The organism is Laceyella sacchari (assembly GCF_024927925.1).
Classification (GTDB): Bacteria; Bacillota; Bacilli; order Thermoactinomycetales; family Thermoactinomycetaceae; genus Laceyella; species Laceyella sacchari.
This window is the reverse complement of the sequence record NZ_CP103866.1, coordinates 2134728-2156715: the sequence shown is the minus strand read 5'-3', so window position 1 is coordinate 2156715 and position 21988 is coordinate 2134728. Positions and strand designations below refer to the sequence as shown.

The following is a 21988-nucleotide window of genomic DNA, read 5'->3' as shown; positions in this document are numbered from 1 at the left end:
TCCCCTCCAGCATGAAGTGAAGAGGTAATTTTCATAAAAATTTATCATTTACATAATTATTCATTAATATTTACAATATTTCGGGTGTTCGTTAGCCGTTTTTTGTATAATTGTATTTAAGTTGGTAAATTAATCGGGTCTTTTTAGCATTAACATGGTATAATACATGATGATGTATTACTGAATGAAACAAATGTCTTTTGGGGGAGGACGAAACGGGATGGCAGAACAACATTTGAAGAAAGATATCGGCTTTATGGTGGCGTTGTCGATCGTGATAGGGACGGTGATCGGATCAGGCGTCTTCATGAAGCCGGGCGTTGTGCTTGGCCAAACCAGCGATTCCACGATGGGGTTGTTGGCTTGGCTGATCGGGGGAGTGATTACCCTGGCAGGAGGATTGACCATTGCAGAGATTGGGGCGCAAATCCCCAAGACCGGTGGTTTGAATGTCTATCTGGAAGAGACATACGGCGAACGTTGGGGGTTTTTGTGTGGATGGATGCAAACTGTCATTTACGGACCCGCTGTTATTGGTGCCTTGGGGCTATACCTAGGTAGCCTTATTGTTCACCTGTTTGGTATGGATCATGCCTGGTCGACCTTGATTGGTGTTGCGTTTGTGATCTTTTTGGCGTTGGTGAACATGATCGGTACCAAATACGGTGGTCAGGTGCAATTGGTGTCAACGATTGCTAAATTGTTGCCTATCGTTTTGATCATTGTATTTGGATTGTGGAAAGGGGAAGCCACCATTTTCGGCGTTGCCGGGTCTTCCTCGATGGAGATCAGTTTTGGAGCTGCGGTTGTTGCTACCTTGTTCGCTTATGACGGGTGGATCATGGTCGCGTCGGTGGCCGGTGAAATGAAAAATCCCGCCAAGATGTTGCCGCGGGCGATTATTTTTGGGATATCAGCGGTGACGCTGGTTTATCTGTTGGTCAACCTTGCGATGTTGCACATTCTGCCAGCAGGGGAAATCGTGAAGCTTGGGGAAAATGCAGCAAGCACCGCCGCTACGTTGCTGTTTGGAGACGTGGGTGGGAAGTTGATTCAAATCGGTATTATTATTTCTATTTTTGGCTGTCTCAACGGCAAGATTCTCACATTCCCCCGCATCCCGTTTTCTATGGCAGAACGGGGCCAATTGCCTGGTTCCCGTTATTTGAAACAAGTCCACTCTACGTGGAAAACACCCGTAATGTCCATTTTGTCCCAAGTAGTCTTGGCCATCGCCATGATGCTGTTGGCTGATCCGAACCAATTGTCGGACATTGCTGTGTTTGCGACGTTCCTGTTTTATTTGATGGCTTTTGTTGCTGTATTTATTCTGCGCAAGCGCAAAGGGAACGCTGAGCTTCCTTACCGCGTGCCCTTGTATCCGTTTGTGCCGATTGTGGCCATCGTCGGCGCGTTGTTTGTGATTGTCAGTGCGCTGACGAATGACGTGGTGGGCAGTTTGTCCGTTGTAGGGATTACCCTTGTTGGATTGCCGATTTATTGGCTTATTCGCCGTTTTCGGGCGGTGAAGAGCGGGCAGGCTGCTTGAGGAAGACAGATAAAGGGAAGGGATTGTCCAATAAACGGACAATCCCTTTTTTTGTATGTTGAAGTTAGTGCCTCTTTTGCTGTTTAATTAATTTGTCAATTCCTTTATTCTTAACAAAAGACCAAAGTTTGGTTGTAAATTTATCAATTTTTTGCAACAAACTCTTTACTTTATTAGTGTAAATGAATAAAATCGAATATATTCAATCGTCGGCATAATTATACTCTTAATAAAAATGGGGGAAATCATGAGGAAAAAGAGTTTGTTCATCGCGTCAGTTGTTTCTTTGTCTCTGTCGTTATTGACCGCATGTAGTATACCGTGGCTGGAATCAAACGAAGCCGTCCCGGAAAACAAGATTTTGCGTATCATGGAGAGCAATCAAATCTCCAACTTGGACAGTGCCAGGTATGTAGACATCGTTTCATGGAACATTTTGTATAATGTGAATGAAGGATTGATGCGGTTAGGGCCAAACAACCGGCTCGTCAATGGCATGGCAGAATCAGTAGAAGTGAGTCCCGATAAAAAAACCTACACTTTCAAATTACGCGATGACGCGGAGTGGAGTGATGAAGAGCCAGTCACTGCCCATGATTTCGAATATGCATGGAAACGGGCGCTCGATCCCCGGATTAAATCGGAATACGCGTATATCCTATATCCGATTATGGGCGCGGAAGAGTATAACAAGGGAAGAGGTTCCGCGGATCAAGTCAAAGTGAAAGCGATTGATGACCATACGTTGGAAGTACGCTTAAAGCAACCAGAGCATGAATTTCTGAGCTTGACCACGCAATCCACCTACTTTCCGCAACGAAAAGACATTGTAGAAAAATTTGGAGAGGATTACGCCAAATCTCCCGACAAGATGGTTTATAACGGGCCGTTCATCATCGACTCAGTCACACCTACCCAAGTACGGCTGTTGAAAAACAAGCGGTATTGGGACAAAGACACGGTTCAGCTGGGACAAGTCGATGTGCAGGTGCAAGCGGATACATCAAAGCGCATCAATTTTTATAATTCCGGAAAAGCGGACATCACCAAAATTGATTCCGAATTTGTCTACGCATTCAAACAAACGACAGATTACACCAGTTTGGAATTGGCCTCTTCACAATATCTGTTGATGAACCAAAGCAAACCGTTTTTTAAAAATCCTAATATTCGGCGTGCGATCAACTTGGCTATCGATCGCAATGAGATTGTAGACCAAGTGTTGAAAGACGGATCAAAACCAGCGGGAGCGCTAATCCCGCCAGCGCTGTCAGTAGAGGGACAATCATTCCGCCAACGGGCTGGTGGTGAAGTCGTTGCCCACAATCCGAGCTTGGCGCAGACGTACTTTAACAAAGGATTGCGGGAACTGGGGTTAACCCGGCCTCCGAAGTCGATTGTGATGCTCAGTTTCAACGACCAACGAAGTTATGTGGCGTTATCAATCAAAGAGCAACTCAAGACAAAATTAGGGCTGGAGATCAAATTGAACACTCTCCCGCGCAAAAGCAAAGTGGATCACGAGTTGAAAGGTGAATTTGATATGACCATGTCCAGCTGGTTTGCCGACTACAGTGATCCCATTGGTTTCTTGGAAATATGGACCGCCAATTCCGGGTTGAATTACATGAAATTTAACAACGAAGCTTATGATCGGTTGATCAAACAAGCCAAAGCGTCAGCATCGCACAATCAGAAAACCTCCTTGATGATTCAGGCAGAGAAACTATTGGTTGGAACAGGTGAGGGCCAACAGGCGGCGCTTGTCCCCTTGTATTATGAGACCAATTCATTTTTGCAAAAGCCATATGTGAAAGGTTTACATCGTCATCCGTATGGAGCTGAATATGACCTTAAATGGGCTTCGGTTGACGGGAAACAGTGAAGCGGGCAGAAGTGTGGTTACTCAAAGAAGTAGCCGCACTTTTTTTTGATGTGATCGGTGGCGATGAGAGTGATTCGTGTGTGTAAACAGAAAAGATTTTTCCGCTGTTTCTATCCACCCACTTGATTTGATTGGCCTACCCTAATATTTTTGAAAAGAGGGAATGTTCCATGCAGAATTTGAAGCATTGCCCACACCAGCATCACGATTGGACAGGAGGCGGAAGTAGTGAGGAAATTATTTACAAATTTAACTTTTCAAGTACTAAGCGCAATCACCATCGGGATCATCCTTGGCGCAATCGCACCAAACACGGCCAATTACCTGAAACCGCTCAGTGATATCTTTATTAACATGGTTAAGATGGTGATTGCGCCGATTATCTTTTTTACGATTGTGCTCGGCATTGCCAAAATGGGCGACATGAAAAAAGTGGGAAGGGTTGGAGGAAAAGCGCTACTCTACTTTGAAATCGTGACCACGTTTGCGTTGATTATCGGCCTGGTGGTCGCCAATGTGGTCGAGCCGGGTGAGGGAGTGCCCCTAAACAGCACACAATACAACAAACAAGTGGATGGATATGTTCATGAGGGCGAGAAAATGGATATGGTGGATTTCTTGATCCATATCGTCCCCTCCAATGTGGTAGATTCGTTCGCAAAAGGGGATATTCTTCAGGTCGTCTTTTTCGCTGTCCTGTTCGGCTTCGCTTTGGCGTCCCTCGGGCAGGCAAACCAGCTGGTGATTGAAGTGTTCGAGCGGATCAGTCAAGCTTTTTTCAAACTCGTCAATATGGTGATGCGGGTGGCGCCGCTGGGGGCGCTTGGAGCAATCTCATACACGATTGGGCATTATGGCTTATCTTCTCTTATCCCGTTGGGGAAATTGATGTTGGCCGTCTATCTGACCATGATTTTCTTTGTGTTTGTCATCCTTAATCTGATTTGTAAGATATATGGATTCAGTTTATGGAAATATTTGAAATTCATCAAAGAGGAAATATTGATCGTTTTGGGCACTTCTTCATCGGAATCCGTCTTGCCGCGGATGATGCATAAAATGGAAGCGTATGGGTGTTCCAGATCAGTGGTTGGGTTGGTCCTTCCCACCGGCTATTCGTTTAACTTGGACGGGACTTCGATTTATTTGACCATGGCTGTAGTCTTTTTGGCGCAGGTGAGCGGGGTGGACTTGAGTCTAACGCAAGAATTGACAGTCATCGCCATTCTCATGTTGACGTCCAAGGGGGCAGCCACAGTGACCGGTGGAGGCTTCATTGTGTTGGCATCCACATTGGGGGCGATGCAGGTCATACCGATGGAGGGATTGGCGTTGTTGCTGGGCGTGGATCGTTTCATGTCTGAAGCACGTGCGCTTGTCAATATGATCGGAAATGGGATCGCCACCATCGTTGTGGCCAAAAGCGAACAAGAATTTGATGAGGCCAAACAGCTAGCGGCGGAGCAGAAAGTTGTTGCATCTTAGGATGCACGCAGCTTCCGGCGGACACGGGCGATTTGCCGCTTGCTTATGAAAGAAATTTCAATTAAAATGGAAAGTGCGACAATACTGATCAACGACAAGGAGGTGAGGGTTCATGAGCTACGCATGGCAGAATTGGCTGGGTTGGTTGGTGGTGGAAATTGCTGCCATTACCCATGGTTTGGCTGAAAACGGGATACGTGTGCCCTTTTTTAGCCAAATACCAGCAATTCAAGCGTAGCATCAGAACCCCACTATTCTCAGCATAGATGTGAGAAAGCCATCAGCGGGTGTGTATGCTGATGGCTTTTTTGCGTCCAAAAAGGAGTGTTTGTCGATGATCGTATGCGCATGTCATCAATTGAAAAAAATGTCGGGTGCCAAATGGGTACTAAAACAAATAGATGGCGAAATACATGAACGCGCTCGCATTGGCTTGGTTGGTGCCAACGGGAGCGGGAAGACCACCCTATTGAAATGTTTGGCAGGGATTGAGCGGCCAGATGAAGGAGAAGTCTTCATCCGCAAGCAAGCGAAAGTAGGCTATCTGGCACAATTGCCAGAGACGGATGAGAAGACCACGGTGGAGGACGTGTTGCGGCAACCGTTTGCCAAACTGACTGCCATGGAGCGTAAAATGAATGAATTATCGTTGCAAATGGGTGAAACGGACTCTCCCCAAAAACTAGAACGCTTGCTCAGCCAATGGGATGCGTTGCGCGAACGCTTTGAACAAGAAGGCGGGTACCAGATCGACTCGCTAATTATCCAGGTAGCTACTGGATTGGGTGTGCCCAAAGAGATGTGGAATCTGCCATTTCACAAGTTGAGCGGTGGAGAAAAGACAAAAGTTGGTTTGGCTACATTGTTACTGTCCCGGCCGGGCTGCTTGTTGCTTGATGAGCCGACCAATCATTTGGATTTGCCGTCGGTGGAATGGTTGGAAAACTATCTTGAAAAATATCAAGGCGCCGTGTTGGTCGTCTCTCATGACCGCTACTTTCTTGATCGGGTGACCAATGAGACATGGGATTTGGAAGATGGAGAGATTCAAATATATCCCGGTAACTACTCCCGGTTTACCAAACTGAAGGAAGAACGCCTGCTGGCTGAATTCAAACAGTATCAAGAGCAGGAGAAGAAAATCAAAAAAATGAAAGAAACCATTAAACGTCTGAAAGAATGGGCCAACCGCGCTAATCCTCCCAATGCAGGCATGCATCGGCGCGCCAAAAGCATGGAAAAAGCGCTGGAGCGAATGGAGAAGGTGAAAAAGCCTGTTTTGGAGCGGAGGAAAATGCGTTTGCAATTTGATGTTGCCAAGCGGAGCGGCAAAGATGTGATCGTTGCCGAAAATCTTGGCAAGTTGTATGGTGACCGCTTGCTGTTCGCGGAGTGCAAGATGTTGGTACGTTTCGGGGAAAGATGTGCCATTGTCGGCGCAAATGGAACAGGCAAATCCACGTTGTTGCGCATTATCTTGGGACGGGAGCAAGCGGACGATGGCTGGGTGCGGTTGGGTGACAGCGTGAAAGTGGGCTATCTTTCCCAAGCGGGCTATGAAGGCGATCCCGAGCAAACGGTGATCAACGCCTTCAGAGAGGAAGTCGCGGTGACAGAAGGAGAAGCTCGCCATTTGTTAGCCCGGTTCCTTTTTTATGGCCACTCTGTCTTCCGCAAAGTGGGTAACTTGAGCGGTGGGGAGCGGATGCGGTTGCGGTTGGCACAGTTGATGCATCAGGATATCAATTTGTTGGTTATGGATGAGCCGACGAATCACTTGGACATCGACTCGCGGGAAGTTCTTGAAGAAGCATTGGCGGAATTCCCCGGCACCATCCTCGCCGTTTCCCATGACCGTTATTTCTTAAATCGCTTGTTCGGCACCATTTATTGGTTGGAAAATCAGCAACTTCACCGCTACGATGGTGATTATGATTGGGCCAAAGGCAAACGCTTGGAGGGCGGTCGATCACAGGTATGACTTCAGCACAAAGGAGCCTTTTGATGAAAAAAGGCTCCTTTTTATGTTTGGCTGAGTTGGGGCAGTTCACACCGATTCCTGCTTCGGGTATCTTTAAAAGAGAACGCGGGGAACAAAAGAGGGGGAATAGGAAATGGATACGATTCGCAACATTTATTGCGTGGGCCGCAATTACCGTCTGCATGCGGCGGAGCTTGGCAATGCAGTGCCCTCGTCGCTGATGGTTTTCTCCAAGCCGACCCATGCGTTAGCGTTTGCCGATGGGCGCTCCATCAGACTGCCTGTGGGTCAAGGGCGGGTGCACTATGAAGCGGAGTTGGTCATCCGAATCGGCAAACCGTATCAAAAAGGGCTATCAGTTGATGAATTGATTGACGCTTTTGCGCTCGGTATCGATTTTACGTTGCGTGATTTACAAGAAGATTTAAAACGGAAAGGTCATCCGTGGCTTCAGGCCAAAGGATTTCCCAACTCAGCCCTGGTCACCAAGTTTTACCCCTTCCCGGGTGTAGAGACCTGTGCTGACAAGGATTTTGCCCTTGCCAAAAATGGGGTTGAGGTGCAACGTGGCAACATTCAGGACATGGTGTTCGATTTGCAGACGATCGTCGATTTTTGCGGAAATCATTTGGGACTGGGAGCAGGGGATATCATTTATACTGGCACGCCGGCTGGTGTCGGTGAGGTGCATGCGGGTGACAGGTTGCAGTTGCTGTGGGGAGACGACGTGCTCGGGGAGTGTGTAATTGCCGGCACGGATCAGTAAATCACCAGCGGTCATGCTTGGTGCGGTTTGATAAATTTGTAAGTTTCAGAGAGAAAAGCTCACTTGTAGCTTTACGTATATGTATAGAGTAACTACATATGTTGCTAAAACAGGCGTAGGTCATGATTATATTGTGATCACAGGCCCATCTCCGGAATGCTGCTCTTGAAGGACTATAAATAAGCAGTACATAGCCGTATTCCAATCGGGATACGGCTTTTAAGTTGCAAAATGTCGCGAAGTCCCGCTTGGTGAATCCTCTCCATTTACCATCATGATCGTGGGTTGATAACATGCTTTTTATCGGCAAGGAGTAAGGCCCACAAATTGAAACCATTCCCAAAATGCTTTCCGTTCCGCGGTACTGACTGGAAAGTTGGTTCCTTTGGGATTGCGCAGGATGGACAGATTGGCGAATTCAGGATCTTGCGACAAATGCTTGCGCAAAACGGGTTGGTTTAGCATATAGTCAAACCGGACATAACACTTCACTCCGCCGAATCGATTATATTCATGAATGGTGAAGGGATCGCTCATCACCCTTCCAATCACGTAAATTCCTGCGTTGGGTTGCGTTTTCCAGAAATAGATTTCATCTCCTTGTTTGATTCGTTGACGATGCTGATTGACGCTCCAAGTATCGGGTTCGCTGGGGAGGAAGTCCCGCTGCTTGAGATGTTGCATCAAATCAAAACCAAGCTTGGGATTGTATTGAAAGATCCATGCCGTAAGGTTCTGTTCCACCATCTTGAATGGTCCCTCCAAGAACTGCGTTTCCTTTTATGATAAGCCAGCGGAAACCCACTTGCGAGAAACATTTCCCGGGGAATGGACAACACGACACATAAAGTGTGGTAGAATGGGGTCAGTTCTTTAAATACATACCAATGGGAGTGTGTTTCATTATGCCAATAGGCCAACCTGATTATGTCAACCAACTGTTGATCCCCTTGGGAGCAGACTTGTTGCTGTTCATCCTCAAAGGGGTGGTTGTTTTGCTGTTGGCGGGCTTTTTTATGAAAAAGTATGTTGCCCCTTTGTTCAAAAAAGAGACCAAAGTGGTTGAAGAACCGAGTGCGCCGGTGGTAACATCAGAACAACAATCATAGGTGAAAACAAGCGGCCCTCCTGTATGGTGGGCCGCTTTACACTTTGTTGTTGGCAAGCGGCGGTTCATTTACCTTTTCACGAATTTGACAGCATCAGCGATGACATAACCGGTGCCTGTCGTCCATCGCGACACGGCAATCCGGTTGGCATCGCCCGCCGCAAAGTTAAAGGTTCCCAGATGGTTCCAGACACCTCCGCTGGATTGTTGGGAAACGTGGACGGTCTGGCTACCGCTGGTGGTGTTGATCACATAAGGTGTCCGGTCATTGTAGATGGAGCCTGACGGCCACCAAGCATATACATCATAGCTTCCAGAGGTGGGGAGGTTTACTTTGTACCAAGCTGCATCACTGATCGTTTCAGGCTTGGCGTACCGGTAATCCGCTCCGTATTTTTGGGCATTGGTCGTGCCTATCGCCCAATTGGCGCTGGCAGTGAAGCGGTTTGAAGTGGCGTTATCAGTGACTAACTCGGCACCGCCGCCTGACTGATTGACTAAGCTCATGTAATAGTTCCAATCCCAATTGGGACCAGGGTCGGTGTGGGTGGCGCCTGGAACTTGGTTGTGGCCGATAATGTGACTGCGGTCTTTGGGAATCCCGTACCTGTCGCACAACCAGCGGGTCAGCTTGGCAGAGGCGCGGTACATAGCGTCAGTATACCAGGCTGGATCATTAACATACCCTTCATGCTCGATCCCCACGGAGTGGACATTGTAATTCCAGTTGCCCGCATGCCAAGCGATGTCTTTGTTCTGCACCATTTGGGTCACTTGCCCATCATTGGAGCGGATGACATAATGCGCGCTCACTTGGGCAGAGGGATTTTGAAACCAACTGATCGTCCCATTATATGAGCCTTGCGTGGTGTGGATGATCACGTAGTTGATGGCATTACCGTCGGCTTCCCTGTTGGCGGCCGTATAGTTGGCACTGGATGCGGCCACCCAGCGTGCTTCAGGATAATCAGGGGTGGCTTGGCCGGACGGATCGCGAGGCTCACCGTATTCTCCGCGGTTGGGTGTGACCGGTGTGGGTTCTAATCGCACCTCTTGGCCGTTGATAACACGAGAGACACCGCGGTTGATCAGCGCATATACATCATCGGCATACCATGCTTTGGTTTGGTGGCTGGATAGTCCGCTGTATTCCGCTACAACAGTGTACCAATCGGCCAGCTCTTTCGGCACTTGCCCTTGGTTTTGTTCTTTGGCTATATGCTCTAACACGGCTGCCGCGCCGCGGATGTTAGCCTGGATGTCCCGGGTCAGCACTTGTTTATCTATGCCTAGCAATTGGCTGGCTTGTACCAATGAGTCATTGGTGGGGTTTTCGGCCAAATGCATAATGCCGTATCCGTTGAGCTGGCTGGGTTGGCCCTGATGATCCATCCACCTCGTCTCGGCATAGCCAATTGCTAACAACACTTCAACGGGCACCTCAAACTCTGAGGCGGCCATATCGAAAACATGGGACAAAGATGGCTGTTCCTCAGCTGCAACGGGCGGTGGAGCTGACAGGAAAGGCAGAGTGAGCAGACAGCAAATAGCTAACCAAGAGAGCAAACGCTTTCTCAAATGAAGACGCCTCCTTTACAAATAGATGGATTGGGATGTGTAGGAGTTTAGTGCGAACGTTTGCATGAAAAAATAAGAAGAGATCATTTTTGTAAATGTGACAGGATAACTAATGTTATTATAAATAATAATATTCTGATAGTAAATAATATTATGTTTTGTGTTTGATCGTGCGGGATACATAAAAATTGGCCGGGAGAGGACAGGTGATTTGTCCTCCCGGCCAAAGGGATTTGGGTGACATTATCTTTCAACAAGAAGATCCCAATTTGGTTCATCGGAAGAAGATTGATTGTAGATAAGCGAGTTGGCCGATTCTTGTTTCTTTTCGTGGCCCATCGACAGAATCTCTTCGTCTGAGGCGTCCCATGCTGGCCGCGGTTCTCGGTTCATGATTCTCACCTTCTTTCTTGATGGATGCCGACGGTTATCAGTAAGGAGTTCCATCCCACTGTAAGGAGTTGATTCGCTCCAAACAGGTACGAAAACGTTTATAGCCATTGGTGTCACCATATGGTTCAGACAGAGGATGGAACAGAAGAAAAAGATTCACTTGCTGAATGATCACCGTCGGTCTTACTTTGGTCATTTTTTTAATATGGATGGATGATCTCTTCCTCATACGAGAGGGATTAAAAAGCTGGTTCAGCGCACATGGTTTTGTTAAACTGTAATTGGATGGTTCTGAAAATAAAGAATAATTCGGTTTGTGTTTGGGGTTCCCGCTTCAAGCTCCTGACTAAACAGATGAGGGAGAGATGGTTTGGTGAATCAGAAGAGCATCCGGTCCGGGCTTTTGTGCATCGGTGGAGCCCACTTGGACCGCAAGGCGATGAGTCAAACCACCGTCAGATTGGGCTCTTCCAATCCGGCGGTAACGATTGAAACATGTGGCGGCGTGGCCCGCAATGTGGCAGAAGCGGTGGCGAGGTTAGGGGAGCGCGTTTCTTTGGTTTCCCGTGTGGGCCGAGATCGCATCGGCGAAAGGGTGATCATGAGTACAAAACGGGCGGGGGTCAATGTCCAGTATGTGGACATTAGTCCTACAGCCCGGACGGGAACTTATACGGCGCTAATTGATGCCAATGGAGAATTGGTCGTCTCGTTCGCCGACACAATGATATATGAAGAAATGACCGTGGCTTGGATTGAGCCGCATTTGCCGTTGTTCGCTTCGGCCGCTTTGGTGTTCCTTGACACGAATCTTCCTGAACAGACGCTTCAGTATGTGATCGGACGATGTCGGCGAGAACAGATTCCGGTGTGTGTCAATTTGGTTTCCGCTGCCAAAGCTCCCAAAGCAAAAGCACATTTGGAAGGGTTAGAGATGCTCTTTTGCAACCTTGAAGAAGCGGAAGCATTGACTGGCAAGCCCATTGGTTCTCCGGCAGAAGCGGAAACGGCGGCCAACTCTTTGCTGGAAAGTGGCGTAAAGCAGGTATTTCTCACATTGGGCGGACAGGGGGTCATCTGCGCGTCGGCGACGGAATTGTTGCGGTGGCCTGCGACGGCTGCCGCAGTGGTGGATGCGACTGGGGCCGGGGATGCCTTTGTGGCTGGCGTACTGGTTCAATGGATGCGGGGGACAGTAGGTGCAGAAGCGGTTCGATTTGGATTGGCTATGGCGCAACTCGCGGTGCAAACCGTCGATAATGTGGCTTGCGATTTGAGTTTTGAACGGATTCAGCAGCAGTTAAGAGGGGAGAGCGCATGAAAGAAGAGATGTGGCACCTGTCTGCGGAAGTAAAACGGGCACTGGATGAAGGCAAGCCCGTCGTCGCTTTGGAAAGCACCATCATTTCCCATGGCATGCCTTATCCGCACAACTTGTCCACGGCCCAGGAAGTGGAACGGATTATACGCGAGCAAGGTGCTGTTCCGGCGACGATCGCTATTTTTAACCATAAGGTGAGAATAGGATTGGATGACGAAGAACTGGCGTTTTTGGCCACGCGCAAACAGGTGGAAAAAGTGAGCCGCCGCGACCTTCCCTATGTGCTGGCGATGGGAAAGGTTGGCGCGACCACGGTGGCGGCGACCATGATCTGTGCGGCGACGGTCGGCATTCGCGTCTTTGCCACCGGCGGGATCGGCGGAGTGCATCGGGAAGGGGAACAGACGATGGATATTTCCGCTGATTTGACCGAACTGGCGCGCACCCGGGTAGCTGTGGTCAGCGCCGGTGTCAAGTCGATTTTGGATATTGGGCGAACGTTGGAGGTATTGGAAACAAATGGTGTTCCGGTCATCGGCTATCAAACAGACGCCTTTCCTTCCTTTTATGCTCGCGATAGTGGATACGGCGTGGATTGCCGTGTCGACGCGCCTGAGGATGTCGCCCAAATCATGCGCGCCAAATGGAGGTTGGGATTGGATGGGGGATTAGTGGTCGCCAATCCGGTGCCGTCGGAAGCTGCTTTAGATTTTGATGAGATGGAAGCGATCATTTGCAGAGCACTCAAGGAAGCGAAGCAGGAAGGAATCACTGGAAAGCGGATCACCCCTTTTTTGTTGGATCGGATCAAAGCGTTGTCGGGAGGAGAAAGCTTGGCGGCCAATGTCGCGCTGGTGAAACACAATGCCCGAGTCGCCGCACAGGTCGCGGTGGCTTATCATGCGTTGATCAATGAATAAGTGCAAGGAGAGCCCGCTTCAGGCCTATCGTGCCGGAAGGGGGCTTGTTTACTTTCGGAGTCGGATTAAGGGAGACACGAATTGACCACAATGTGGGGTAAGGAGGTGATGGCATGCGCAGGCAGTTTTGGGGCGCATTTCTTTTTGGTGTCGGTGTGACGGGGATGCTGGACGGCATCATTTTTCATCAGCTGTTGCAGTGGCACAGTATGGTTATGTATCATGCCAAACCCGACCAAGTAGTGAGTGATGGTTGGTTCCATTTGGCCATCACATTGGTGTGGTTTGTAGCCACGGTGTTGATTTCACGAAGTGACCCGCTCATAATGCTAAGGGAAAGACGGCGCTTTTGGGGATTTTTTTTGCTGGGCGGGGGATTGTTTAATTTGCTGGAAGGGATCATCAACCATCATTTGTTGGGTGTACATCATGTGCATGAGTATGTGCCCAACCCGCTTGGCTACGATTTGTTATTTGACACAGTGGCGCTGGTGATGATTGGCTGGGGTTGGTTGCTGGTACGCAAGGGAGCAGAGAGATAAAAGCCAACTCCTGCTGATCCAATACGGCCAAGGTTGAGTTGCCTATCGGTTTTCTCCACCGTGTTGCCCTATGGTTTCATCTACATTGATGCACAGATTATAGATTGTACGAGATGGATAATCTCCGCCTGGGACGGGGTAAGCTAACCTCATCAGCCTTTATGATAGGAGGAAATTACTGTGGAGAATAAGAAGCAACAGAATGAGCCGGCACAAGAAGATACGGAGTTTGCAGAAGAGGTTGGATTTGAAGACAAACAACAAAACGTCTCTGCTGCCATTTATGAAGCGCATAGTCAAATCGGCGAATCGAAAGTGAAGCGACAAGGTGAATAATCGCGTACCATCGGCCCCAAAAGGGGCTTTTTTGATGGAAAGGTTTTCACTGATAAGCGGCGGAAAAAAGAGGAATATCACACCTGTGGCATGCGGATACTGAGATTATCATTTGGAATGCGAGAGGTCGGGTGAAATGGAAAAAGTCGGAGTAGCGTTGAGTGGCGGCGGCATCACCAGTTGTGCTCATGTCGGGGTGTTGAAAGCGTTGGAGGAGCATGGCATCCAAATTCATGCCTTGGCCGGGACGAGTTCGGGGGCGATGGTTGCAGCTTTGTATGGTTACGGATTGTCGGTGGATGAACTGACAGCCTTCGTGCCTGCCTTTACGCGCGATGTGCTCGACGTAGATTACAAATCGCTTATATTCAAACTGTTGCGTGGCGACTTTTCCCTCCCGGGTCTGTTTAAAGGGGAACGGCTTCACCAATTGATCGCCCACAAAACGAATCACGCGCATATGCGGGAGATGCGATTGCCAGTTGCCCTGGTGGCAGCCGATTTAAAATCAGGCAAAAAGGTGATCTTCACCTCTCACACCATGCGGCCACCTTGCCCTGATTCAGAAGTGGTGACGGACATTCCCATTGCTGTAGCTGTCCAGGCCAGTTGCTCCATCCCTTTGCTGTTTAAGCCAGTCGAATACGGCAACCGGGTGTTTATTGATGGAGGCGTGATTGACAACTGTCCGGTCTCAGCCTTGCATGCGATGGGAGCAGAGCGGGTTATCGCGATCAATATGGTCTCGGCCGCAGCGGTTGACACCCCTTTCCCGTCCTGCATATCGGTATTGAAGCGGGCAGTGAGCATCGGGTTGGCCCATCAAATCAAGCATGTGACCGGGCAAGCGGATCTGGTGTTGCAACCAGAAGCTAACGCTGTGGGCATGTTTGATTTTGACAAGGCGTTTCACTGTCTGCAATTGGGTTATGAGCATGCTTTGCGGCAAATGGGCCAGATCAAGCAGATATTGCAACCGCGCCTAGTGGACGATCCAGTGTGAAGAAAAGGCCTAACGGCTGCCAAGTGGCGGTGGAAGAGACTTGATTTCTGGTGCAATTACGTGAACGATTTGTTACATCACATCACAATGCGTTTCTCTCGTAAGTAGGCAGGGAAAGCGTACCATGGAGATAAAATGCGCAAGCTTGAAAGGGGACCCAAGATGGACCGACACGCGTTATCGATTGATCCAGCCGTTGTTGAACATCTCGGCGCAATGATTATGGCAGGGAACATGGACCAGCACCACCGCTTGTTGGGAGAAGGATTGAGCGGCAAGGTGTATGAATTTGAACAGTATGCGGTCAAAGTGTTCAAGACCGATCCCAGCGAGAAGGGGGATGCGGTGTTATTGGCTGAGCTACAAGAGCATCCCGCTTTTCCCACGCTCTACTATAAAGAGGATCAGTTTATGATTGTGGACAAGGTGAGTGGATATACATTGGGACAAGCCCTGAAAGCGGGCGAAAAATTGACCGAGCGGCAGTTTAGCCAGATTGAAGCAGCGATTGAACGGTGTTACGGCCAAGGGATCATAGCAGATGACTTGCACTTGAATAACATCATGATCGATCAGGATGGGCAAGTCAAAATCGTGGATGTGGGCCGTTTCTTCCACACCGATCACCCCGCCGCTCACAAAGGGGAATTGGCTGAAGACTTGGAAGCTCTAAAATATCACTGTGGATTGTTTGGATTTTTCTCATCATCGAATTGGAAACGGAAGCGCCGATACTATTCTTCTTCCGACTATCGTCGTCACCGACATCATCACAGCTACTCATCCTCACATCGTCGCCATTACTCTTCCTCCGACTGGCATATTCGGCGCCGCAAAAGGTATTCGTCCTAAGTTTGTGCTCCCACAAGGGGGCTTTTTTTATTGAGTGAGGAATTATTGTAAGTTAAAATGTTTGTTTAACGGCACGTTGTCCAAGGTGCCGAAAAAGAGAGAATAGGGTGGTTTAGTTGAGTGGGAGCAGAGTTCAGGCTGGCCGGAACGAGGATATTCTCAGACGGGAATTGACAGGCCGGCAATTGATGATGATCGGGTTGGGAAGCGCTATCGGCACGGGTTTGTTCATGGGATCGAGTTTGTCGATTCATTATGCGGGGCCGGCAGTGATTCTCAGCTATCTGGGCACCGCGTTGATCGTGGTGATGATGGTTTATTGTCTGGCGAACATGTCCATGGTTCACCCCACCGCAGGTTCGTTCGGAGTTCACGCTGAGCTGGTGTTGGGGCCATGGTTTGGCTATCTTGTTCGATATACGTATTGGGCAGCCAACGCCATCACCATCGGCGGGGAAGCTACCGCCGTAGGCCTTTATATGAAGATGTGGTTTCCTGGCGTGCCGACATGGATTTGGGTTGTAGTCTTTGCACTTATCATATTCATGGTCAACGCCATGTCTGTGAAAAGCTTCGGCTTGTTCGAATATTGGTTTTCCACTATTAAGGTGTTGGCGATCATTGGCTTTATCATTCTCGGGGGCAGTCTCATTTTGGGCGACCCGACACAGAGCTTGAGCCATTTGCGGGCACAGGGAGGCTTTATGCCTCATGGATGGTCCGGAGTCTGGATGGGGATCGTGATGGCTACGTTCAGTTTCATGGGAACGGAGATTGTGGCCGTAACTGCGGGTGAGGCCAAACATCCCAAACAAGTGTTGAAGCAATCGATGAAATGGATGGTCATTCGCCTCATTCTCTTCTATGTTTTGGCAATGGCGGTGATGTTGGCAGTGGTGCCATGGAATCAAGTGGGAGGGGATGCGGTCGATCAGAGTCCGTTTGTCAAGGTGCTCGCCCTTTTGGAGATTCCGTATGCGGCGGGGATAATGAATTTCATCATCCTGACGGCAGCGTTGTCCACCATGAACGCCAATCTTTACGCTTGTTCGCGTATGATGTTTTCCTTAGCGCAAAGCGGCTTTGCGCCGCGCGCATGGGGGAAGGTCACTAAGCGAGGGGTTCCCCTGCAAGCGTTGCTCGTCTCTTCGTTTGGTTTGGGAATTGCGGTGTTACTCAATATGCTGACGCCAACCGCGTACAGCACGATGTTTGGTATTTCGATTTTTGGTGGCATTTTCACGTGGCTCATCATCTTTGTAACTTATTTTTGCTACCGGCGGCAGGCGGAAGACAAGCTGTCATTGATCTCTTTGTTTGGGGCGGGCGCGCTGGTGTCCATCTTGCTGACCATGTTGTTAGATGAGATGTGGATGTACGCGATTATCACCGGTTTGGTGTGGGTGACTTTGTTGAGTGTAGCCTATGGATTGATGAACATCAGAAAAAGGAAACAGGAACAAGCGCCTTCTTAAAGGAGGCGCTTGTTTGTATGTTTCGGGGTTGGCTAGAGTGTGTCTGAAACCTTCTGCATCGCACTTATGTAGATGCTAGCCTTCTTGTCAGCTCAAGGACATGAACTCTTCCACGGTATGGGAAATTTCGCGCACCAAAGCGTCCAGAAGTGCTTTGCCCTTTGTCGAGGTGGCCCGGGAAGGGAATCCGATTGTTCCCGTTGGGGTAAACGCCTTCATCCCTACTACTTCTAATAACGGTCGCCGAGGCCTATCCACGTCGATCAATTTGTCCGTTTTGACCACGCCGTTGGCAAACAAGTGCATAAGCAGGGATGTTTCTGCCTCGCCAGCGTGCATGTCTTGGCTCAGGCTGACAGAGATGCCTGCCTGTTGGTAAGAGCGCTCCCAATGTAAGCGCGTGGGGGCTAGCATGACCCGATGACCGTGCGCATTCAATTCCTGCGCGATATTGTGGAGGAGGGCATTGCCGCCGTGTCCATTGACTATCACGCAGCGCGGGATACCGGACTGTTCCAGTGAGTGAATGACATCCTGCACAATCGCGGTGATGGTGGTCACCCGCAGGGAAACCGAGCCGGGAAACCCGCTGTGTTCAAATGAGGCTGAATAAGGGAGGGCTGGTACCACATAAGCGGGGGCGAACCGTTCCGCCAACCGTTGTGCAACGATGGCGGCGATAATCGTATCGGTGTGAATCGGTAGATGGGTGCCGTGCTGTTCTGTGGAACCGATTGGAAAAAAAGCCAGCTCCATATTGACACATTCATCCCAAGAAGGGAACGGATTCATATGATCACCTGCGCTCTCACAAGATTTGTACTTGCATTGTATCACACTCGGGAAAAGCAGGTGGCTGTAGGTGTAAGCCTTTTCTTTCGTCCTGCCATCGTTGCCTGTTGCCGTATAGGAAGAGAATTTGTCACGGAATTGAGATATTGACATCTCCTATCAGGAACTATACATTTGATTTAAACGCATGTTTAGTAATAATGTGTCATAAGCCGCATTGAAACGGCATTCCAATCACATTCCTCAACTTCACGGGAGGGCTGGCCGGACTCTTGTCTGTGCAGAGTACTTGTTGTGCATCAGGGTTTCGTATGCACAAACAAAGCATTTGGAGTATGTTATGTGAAATTTATCACATGTGACTGGGCGTAACTGTAAAATAAACCCCTTTTATGACAAGATCTGGTTTTACCATTGGAACTGCTGTGGCAAACTGTTTACCAACGAAGGATGAGAAGAGAAAAGAGGTTTATCCAATGAAATCTTCATTCAATGATACGTTTTTGCGGGCTTGCCGCAAGGAACCGACCCCGTATGTTCCGGTCTGGTATATGAGGCAGGCGGGGCGTTATCAGCCGGAGTATCGGAAAATCAGGGAGAAATACAGCTTTTTTGAAATGAATTACATACCTGAAGTGTGCGCGGAAGTAACGAAGTTGCCCGTTGATCAATTGGGCGTGGATGCAGCCATTTTGTTTGCTGACATTGTCACCCCGTTGAAACCGATTGGTGTTGATGTTGAGATCCGATCCGGTATCGGTCCGGTCATTGCCAATCCGATTCGCAACACAGCCGACGTTCGCCGCTTGGGAGAATTGGATCCGGTTTCAGACATTCCTTTTATCACGGATGCTGTGAAAATCCTGGCCAATGAGCTTAACGTCCCCCTGATCGGATTTGCGGGAGCGCCGTTTACCCTGGCCAGTTACATGATTGAAGGCGGCCCATCAAAGAACTATTACAAAACGAAAGCGATGATGTTCACCGCGCCAGAGACATGGGCGTTGCTGATGGAGAAGTTGGCCGATATGACCATCACATACCTGCGTGCGCAAATTGCGGCAGGAGCCAAAGCGGTTCAGGTATTTGACTCCTGGGTCGGGGCTGTGAGCGAAGCCGACTACCGCGAATTCATTTTCCCGACGATGCACCGGATATTCTCCAGCCTCAAAGATACTGGCGTGCCGCTTATCTACTTTGGCGTGGGCACCGGTCATTTGTTGCGAGTGTTTAATGAGTTGCCGGTAGATGTGCTTGGCTTGGACTGGCGCGTCACCATCACTCAGGCGCGAACCGAATACGGAGTGGACAAGGCACTGCAAGGGAATCTGGAGCCGGCCTTGCTTTTGGCTCCATGGGAGACACTGGAGAAAAAGGCCAAACAAGTGTTGGACGAAGGCACGGAACAGCCCGGTTACATCTTTAACCTGGGGCATGGCATCTTCCCGCAATGCAGTGTGGAAACGATGCAGAAATTGACGGCATTGGTGCACAGCTATTCACGCAAAAACGGGGAGATGATCGTGTGAAACGGAAAAAAATCGGAGTGCTCCTGATGGCTTATGGCACACCGCGGAGCAAGTCGGAGATTGAACCGTACTATACGCATATCCGCAGGGGAAAAAAGCCACCTCAAGCCTTGTTGGATGAACTGACTGAGCGGTATGAAGCGGTTGGCGAGATCAATCAATTCGCCAAAATCACTGAAGCGCAAGTGGAGAAAGTCGTCGCTGATCTAAACCAGCGTTTTCCGGAAGTGGAGTTTCACGGTTATCTGGGTCTGAAACACATTTCTCCGTTTATTGAAGAGGCGGTGGAGCAGATGGCCCACGACGGGATTGAAGAAGCCATCAGCTTGGTGTTGGCGCCGCATTATTCCACCTACAGTGTGAAAAGCTACAACAGTCGGGCCGCAGACAAGGCAGAAGCGCTTGGAATCAAGCTTCATAGCATTGACAGTTGGCATGATGATCCCGCATACGTGGAGTACTGGGCAGATCAGTTGCGGGAGCTGTTCGCTTCGATGCCGGCAGAAGAAAAAGAACGTTCTGTGGTGATTTTTTCGGCACATAGTTTGCCGGAGAAAATCTTGGCCCTGGGTGATCCATATCCCCGCCAATTGCAGGAAACGGCGAAATTGATCGCTGAGCGGGTGGACATCCCTCACTACCGGATGGGGTGGCAAAGCGCGGGACGTACACCAGAGCCTTGGCTGGGCCCTGATGTGCAGGATTTGACACGCGAGTTGCACGACAAGGAAGGCTTTACTTCCTTCATCTATTGTCCTATCGGATTTGTGGCCGAGCACCTTGAAGTGTTGTATGACAATGACATTGAGTGCAAAGCGGTGACTGACGAGTTGGGAGCGAACTATTACCGGCCGCCGATGCCTAACGCCCGACCGGAATTCATCGCTTGTTTGAGCGGAATTTTGAGCAAGGAACTCATTCGCAAAGGAGCCATCTGAGAAGCCATGAGTCGACCAAAGCATCATGTCGCCATCGTGGGGGGCGGCATCACCGGCTTAACCGTTGCTTATTACTTGCATCGGGAAATAGAAGCGAAGCGGCTGCCAATGAAATTTACGCTGATTGAGTCTAGTTCCCGATTAGGTGGGAAAATTGACACCTTAAGGCGTGACGGCTATGTCATCGAAAAAGGCCCGGACTCCTTTTTGGAGCGGAAACGCCACGCCACCCAGCTGGTCATGGATCTAGGATTGGAAGACGAATTGGTCAACAATGAAACGGGACAGGCTTTTATCTATCATGAACGCGATTTGCACCCCATTCCTGAAGGATCTGTCATGGGGATGCCAACGAAGATCGAGCCATTTCTGCAATCGGGCTTATTGTCCGTGTCAGGCAAGGCGCGGGCCTTGGAAGATTTGCTTCTGCCCCCGGAAGAGATGGCCGGTGACCTGTCTGTCGGCGACTTTTTCCGCCGGCGTTTCGGTGATGAGATGGTGGACCGGGTAATTGAACCTTTGATCTCCGGCGTGTACGGAAATCCGATCGACCATCTCAGTTTGTTGGCTACTTTTCCGCAGTATCATCGGCTCCTGATGGAGCACGGGAGCCTGATTAAAGCGATGCGCAACACCCGTCCGCCCCGCACCTCCAAAAGAAAAAAGGGCATGTTTCAAACGCTCCGGAGCGGGCTTGGTACGCTTGTCGAACGAATTGAGGCCTCCCTGCCGGCTGCTTGTGTGCGAAAGAACACGGAAATCATCCACTTCACTAAGCTGGATGAGGGATATCGGTTGGCATTGAGCGATGGGGGTACCATCGAGGCCAGCCACGTGGTGTTCACTACACCACATCCGGTAACGCGGCGCCTGTTGCGCCCTTATCTTGACTTGCCACCGATTGACATGTCTGAACCTACCTCGGTGGCCACTGTTGCGCTCGCTTTTCCCAAAGAACAAGTGCGCGTCTCTGTTCAAGGCACCGGCTTTATCGTGCCCCGTCAGGCGGACTTGTCCATTACGGCCTGCACTTGGCTTCACCAAAAATGGCCCCATACCACGCCGGAAGGGAAAGCCTTGCTCCGCTGTTTTGTCGGCCGGCCCCAAACCGACGAGATCGTCCAGCGCTCCGATGAGGAAATCATCCAAACGGTGCTTGCTGATTTGCGTCGGATTCGGGCGATGGATATCAGCGGGGAACCGGAGTTTACATTTGTCCACCGCTTTACGGCGTCCCGGCCCCCGTATGAAGTGGGACACCCGTATTGGGTGGAGCGCACCATGGGCCAAGTGCGAGGAGTGTTACCCAATGTCTTGCTGTCTGGTTCTTTCTACAGAGGCGTCGGCTTGCCGGATTGCATTCAGCAAGGAAAAGAGGTTGTCGCTGAGCTCGTCGATGGTATCGTCCCATCGGAAGCGACTGACTGTCAGACATTTATTTCGCTATATTAGATCGGCAGGGAAAGCTTTTGCTTTGCGCTGGCTTTGCCGAAAGAAAGCCTCCTCTTTAAGCGGATCAAAAAACCCCCGCATCC

Annotated in this window: 21 protein-coding genes; 17 read left to right on the top strand and 4 right to left on the bottom strand. The window is 49.7% G+C overall.

The annotated features are described in order from the left end of the window. Positions 1–220 precede the first annotated feature (220 nt). The 6 genes from NYR52_RS10535 to NYR52_RS10510 all read left to right on the top strand — a co-directional run bounded on the left by NYR52_RS10535 (position 221) and on the right by NYR52_RS10510 (position 7666). On the top strand, positions 221–1549 hold the full coding sequence (locus NYR52_RS10535) for an APC family permease (protein ID WP_132222164.1): 1329 nt from the start codon (positions 221–223) through the stop codon (positions 1547–1549). A 247-nt stretch (positions 1550–1796) separates the two neighbouring features. Next, positions 1797–3434 carry a peptide ABC transporter substrate-binding protein gene (locus NYR52_RS10530; protein WP_158283339.1) on the top strand — a complete coding sequence of 546 codons (1638 nt, stop codon included), beginning with the start codon at positions 1797–1799 and terminating at the stop codon, positions 3432–3434. A gap of 228 nt (positions 3435–3662) precedes the next feature. Continuing rightward, complete coding sequence (locus tag NYR52_RS10525) at positions 3663–4919, top strand: dicarboxylate/amino acid:cation symporter (RefSeq protein WP_132222160.1); 1257 nt, start codon at positions 3663–3665, stop codon at positions 4917–4919. Positions 4920–5031: 112 nt separating this feature from the next. Next, positions 5032–5157 (top strand): RAxF-45 family protein, encoded by a 126-nt coding sequence (locus NYR52_RS10520; protein WP_259435602.1) that lies wholly within the window; start codon positions 5032–5034, stop codon positions 5155–5157. A gap of 96 nt (positions 5158–5253) precedes the next feature. Further along, positions 5254–6900 carry a ribosomal protection-like ABC-F family protein gene (gene abc-f, locus NYR52_RS10515; RefSeq protein ID WP_259435601.1) on the top strand — a complete coding sequence of 549 codons (1647 nt, stop codon included), beginning with the start codon at positions 5254–5256 and terminating at the stop codon, positions 6898–6900. 133 nt (positions 6901–7033) lie between these two features. Continuing rightward, complete coding sequence (locus NYR52_RS10510) at positions 7034–7666, top strand: fumarylacetoacetate hydrolase family protein (RefSeq protein ID WP_132222156.1); 633 nt, start codon at positions 7034–7036, stop codon at positions 7664–7666. 300 nt (positions 7667–7966) lie between these two features. Here the strand turns inward: NYR52_RS10510 and NYR52_RS10505 are convergent, their stop codons facing one another. Continuing rightward, positions 7967–8413 (bottom strand): EVE domain-containing protein, encoded by a 447-nt coding sequence (locus NYR52_RS10505; RefSeq protein ID WP_132222154.1) that lies wholly within the window; start codon positions 8411–8413, stop codon positions 7967–7969. Between the two features lie 158 nt (positions 8414–8571). Here NYR52_RS10505 and NYR52_RS10500 point away from each other — a divergent pair, with 158 nt between their 5' ends. Further along, positions 8572–8775, top strand: coding sequence for a hypothetical protein (locus NYR52_RS10500; RefSeq protein ID WP_132222152.1), 204 nt, complete (start codon positions 8572–8574; stop codon positions 8773–8775). 68 nt (positions 8776–8843) lie between these two features. On the opposite strand, the gene NYR52_RS10495 is transcribed toward NYR52_RS10500, so the two are convergent. Together NYR52_RS10495 and NYR52_RS10490 are read right to left on the bottom strand one after the other, a co-directional pair. Next, complete coding sequence (locus tag NYR52_RS10495) at positions 8844–10352, bottom strand: golvesin C-terminal-like domain-containing protein (protein WP_211341923.1); 1509 nt, start codon at positions 10350–10352, stop codon at positions 8844–8846. A gap of 243 nt (positions 10353–10595) precedes the next feature. Next, positions 10596–10745: a hypothetical protein gene (locus tag NYR52_RS10490; RefSeq protein ID WP_158283338.1), complete on the bottom strand. Its 150-nt coding sequence runs from the start codon at positions 10743–10745 to the stop codon at positions 10596–10598. Positions 10746–11118: 373 nt separating this feature from the next. Between NYR52_RS10490 and NYR52_RS10485 the strand changes: the two genes are divergently transcribed. From NYR52_RS10485 to NYR52_RS10455, 7 genes are all read left to right on the top strand, one after another. Next, a complete protein-coding gene (locus tag NYR52_RS10485) occupies positions 11119–12066 on the top strand; it encodes a carbohydrate kinase family protein (RefSeq protein WP_259435600.1) in 948 nt (315 codons plus the stop codon). Further along, positions 12063–12986 (top strand): pseudouridine-5'-phosphate glycosidase, encoded by a 924-nt coding sequence (locus tag NYR52_RS10480; protein ID WP_132222148.1) that lies wholly within the window; start codon positions 12063–12065, stop codon positions 12984–12986. The genes NYR52_RS10485 and NYR52_RS10480 overlap by 4 nt, the downstream gene beginning before the upstream one ends. A gap of 113 nt (positions 12987–13099) precedes the next feature. Beyond that, positions 13100–13528 carry a DUF2243 domain-containing protein gene (locus tag NYR52_RS10475; protein ID WP_132222146.1) on the top strand — a complete coding sequence of 143 codons (429 nt, stop codon included), beginning with the start codon at positions 13100–13102 and terminating at the stop codon, positions 13526–13528. Positions 13529–13708: 180 nt separating this feature from the next. Then, on the top strand, positions 13709–13864 hold the full coding sequence (locus NYR52_RS10470; RefSeq protein WP_158283336.1) for a hypothetical protein: 156 nt from the start codon (positions 13709–13711) through the stop codon (positions 13862–13864). A gap of 136 nt (positions 13865–14000) precedes the next feature. Continuing rightward, entirely contained in the window at positions 14001–14867 is an 867-nt protein-coding gene (locus NYR52_RS10465; protein ID WP_132222144.1) for a patatin-like phospholipase family protein, read from the top strand. A 162-nt stretch (positions 14868–15029) separates the two neighbouring features. Further along, complete coding sequence (locus NYR52_RS10460; RefSeq protein WP_158283335.1) at positions 15030–15719, top strand: protein kinase domain-containing protein; 690 nt, start codon at positions 15030–15032, stop codon at positions 15717–15719. Positions 15720–15835: 116 nt separating this feature from the next. Further along, positions 15836–17194, top strand: coding sequence for an amino acid permease (locus NYR52_RS10455; protein ID WP_132222140.1), 1359 nt, complete (start codon positions 15836–15838; stop codon positions 17192–17194). Positions 17195–17281: 87 nt separating this feature from the next. Here NYR52_RS10455 and NYR52_RS10450 read toward each other — a convergent pair whose 3' ends face one another. Beyond that, a complete protein-coding gene (locus NYR52_RS10450; RefSeq protein ID WP_259435599.1) occupies positions 17282–17986 on the bottom strand; it encodes a creatininase family protein in 705 nt (234 codons plus the stop codon). 476 nt (positions 17987–18462) lie between these two features. On the opposite strand from NYR52_RS10450, the gene hemE reads away from it, so the two are divergent. The 3 genes from hemE to hemY are packed head-to-tail and all read left to right on the top strand — an operon-like array spanning position 18463 to position 21905. Continuing rightward, a complete protein-coding gene (gene hemE / locus NYR52_RS10445; protein ID WP_132222136.1) occupies positions 18463–19515 on the top strand; it encodes a uroporphyrinogen decarboxylase in 1053 nt (350 codons plus the stop codon). Then, positions 19512–20453, top strand: a complete 942-nt coding sequence (hemH, locus tag NYR52_RS10440) for a ferrochelatase (protein WP_132222134.1) — start codon at positions 19512–19514, stop codon at positions 20451–20453. Before hemE ends, hemH begins: the two co-directional genes overlap by 4 nt. A 6-nt stretch (positions 20454–20459) precedes the next feature. Continuing rightward, a complete protein-coding gene (gene hemY, locus NYR52_RS10435; RefSeq protein WP_259435598.1) occupies positions 20460–21905 on the top strand; it encodes a protoporphyrinogen oxidase in 1446 nt (481 codons plus the stop codon). Positions 21906–21988 lie beyond the last annotated feature (83 nt).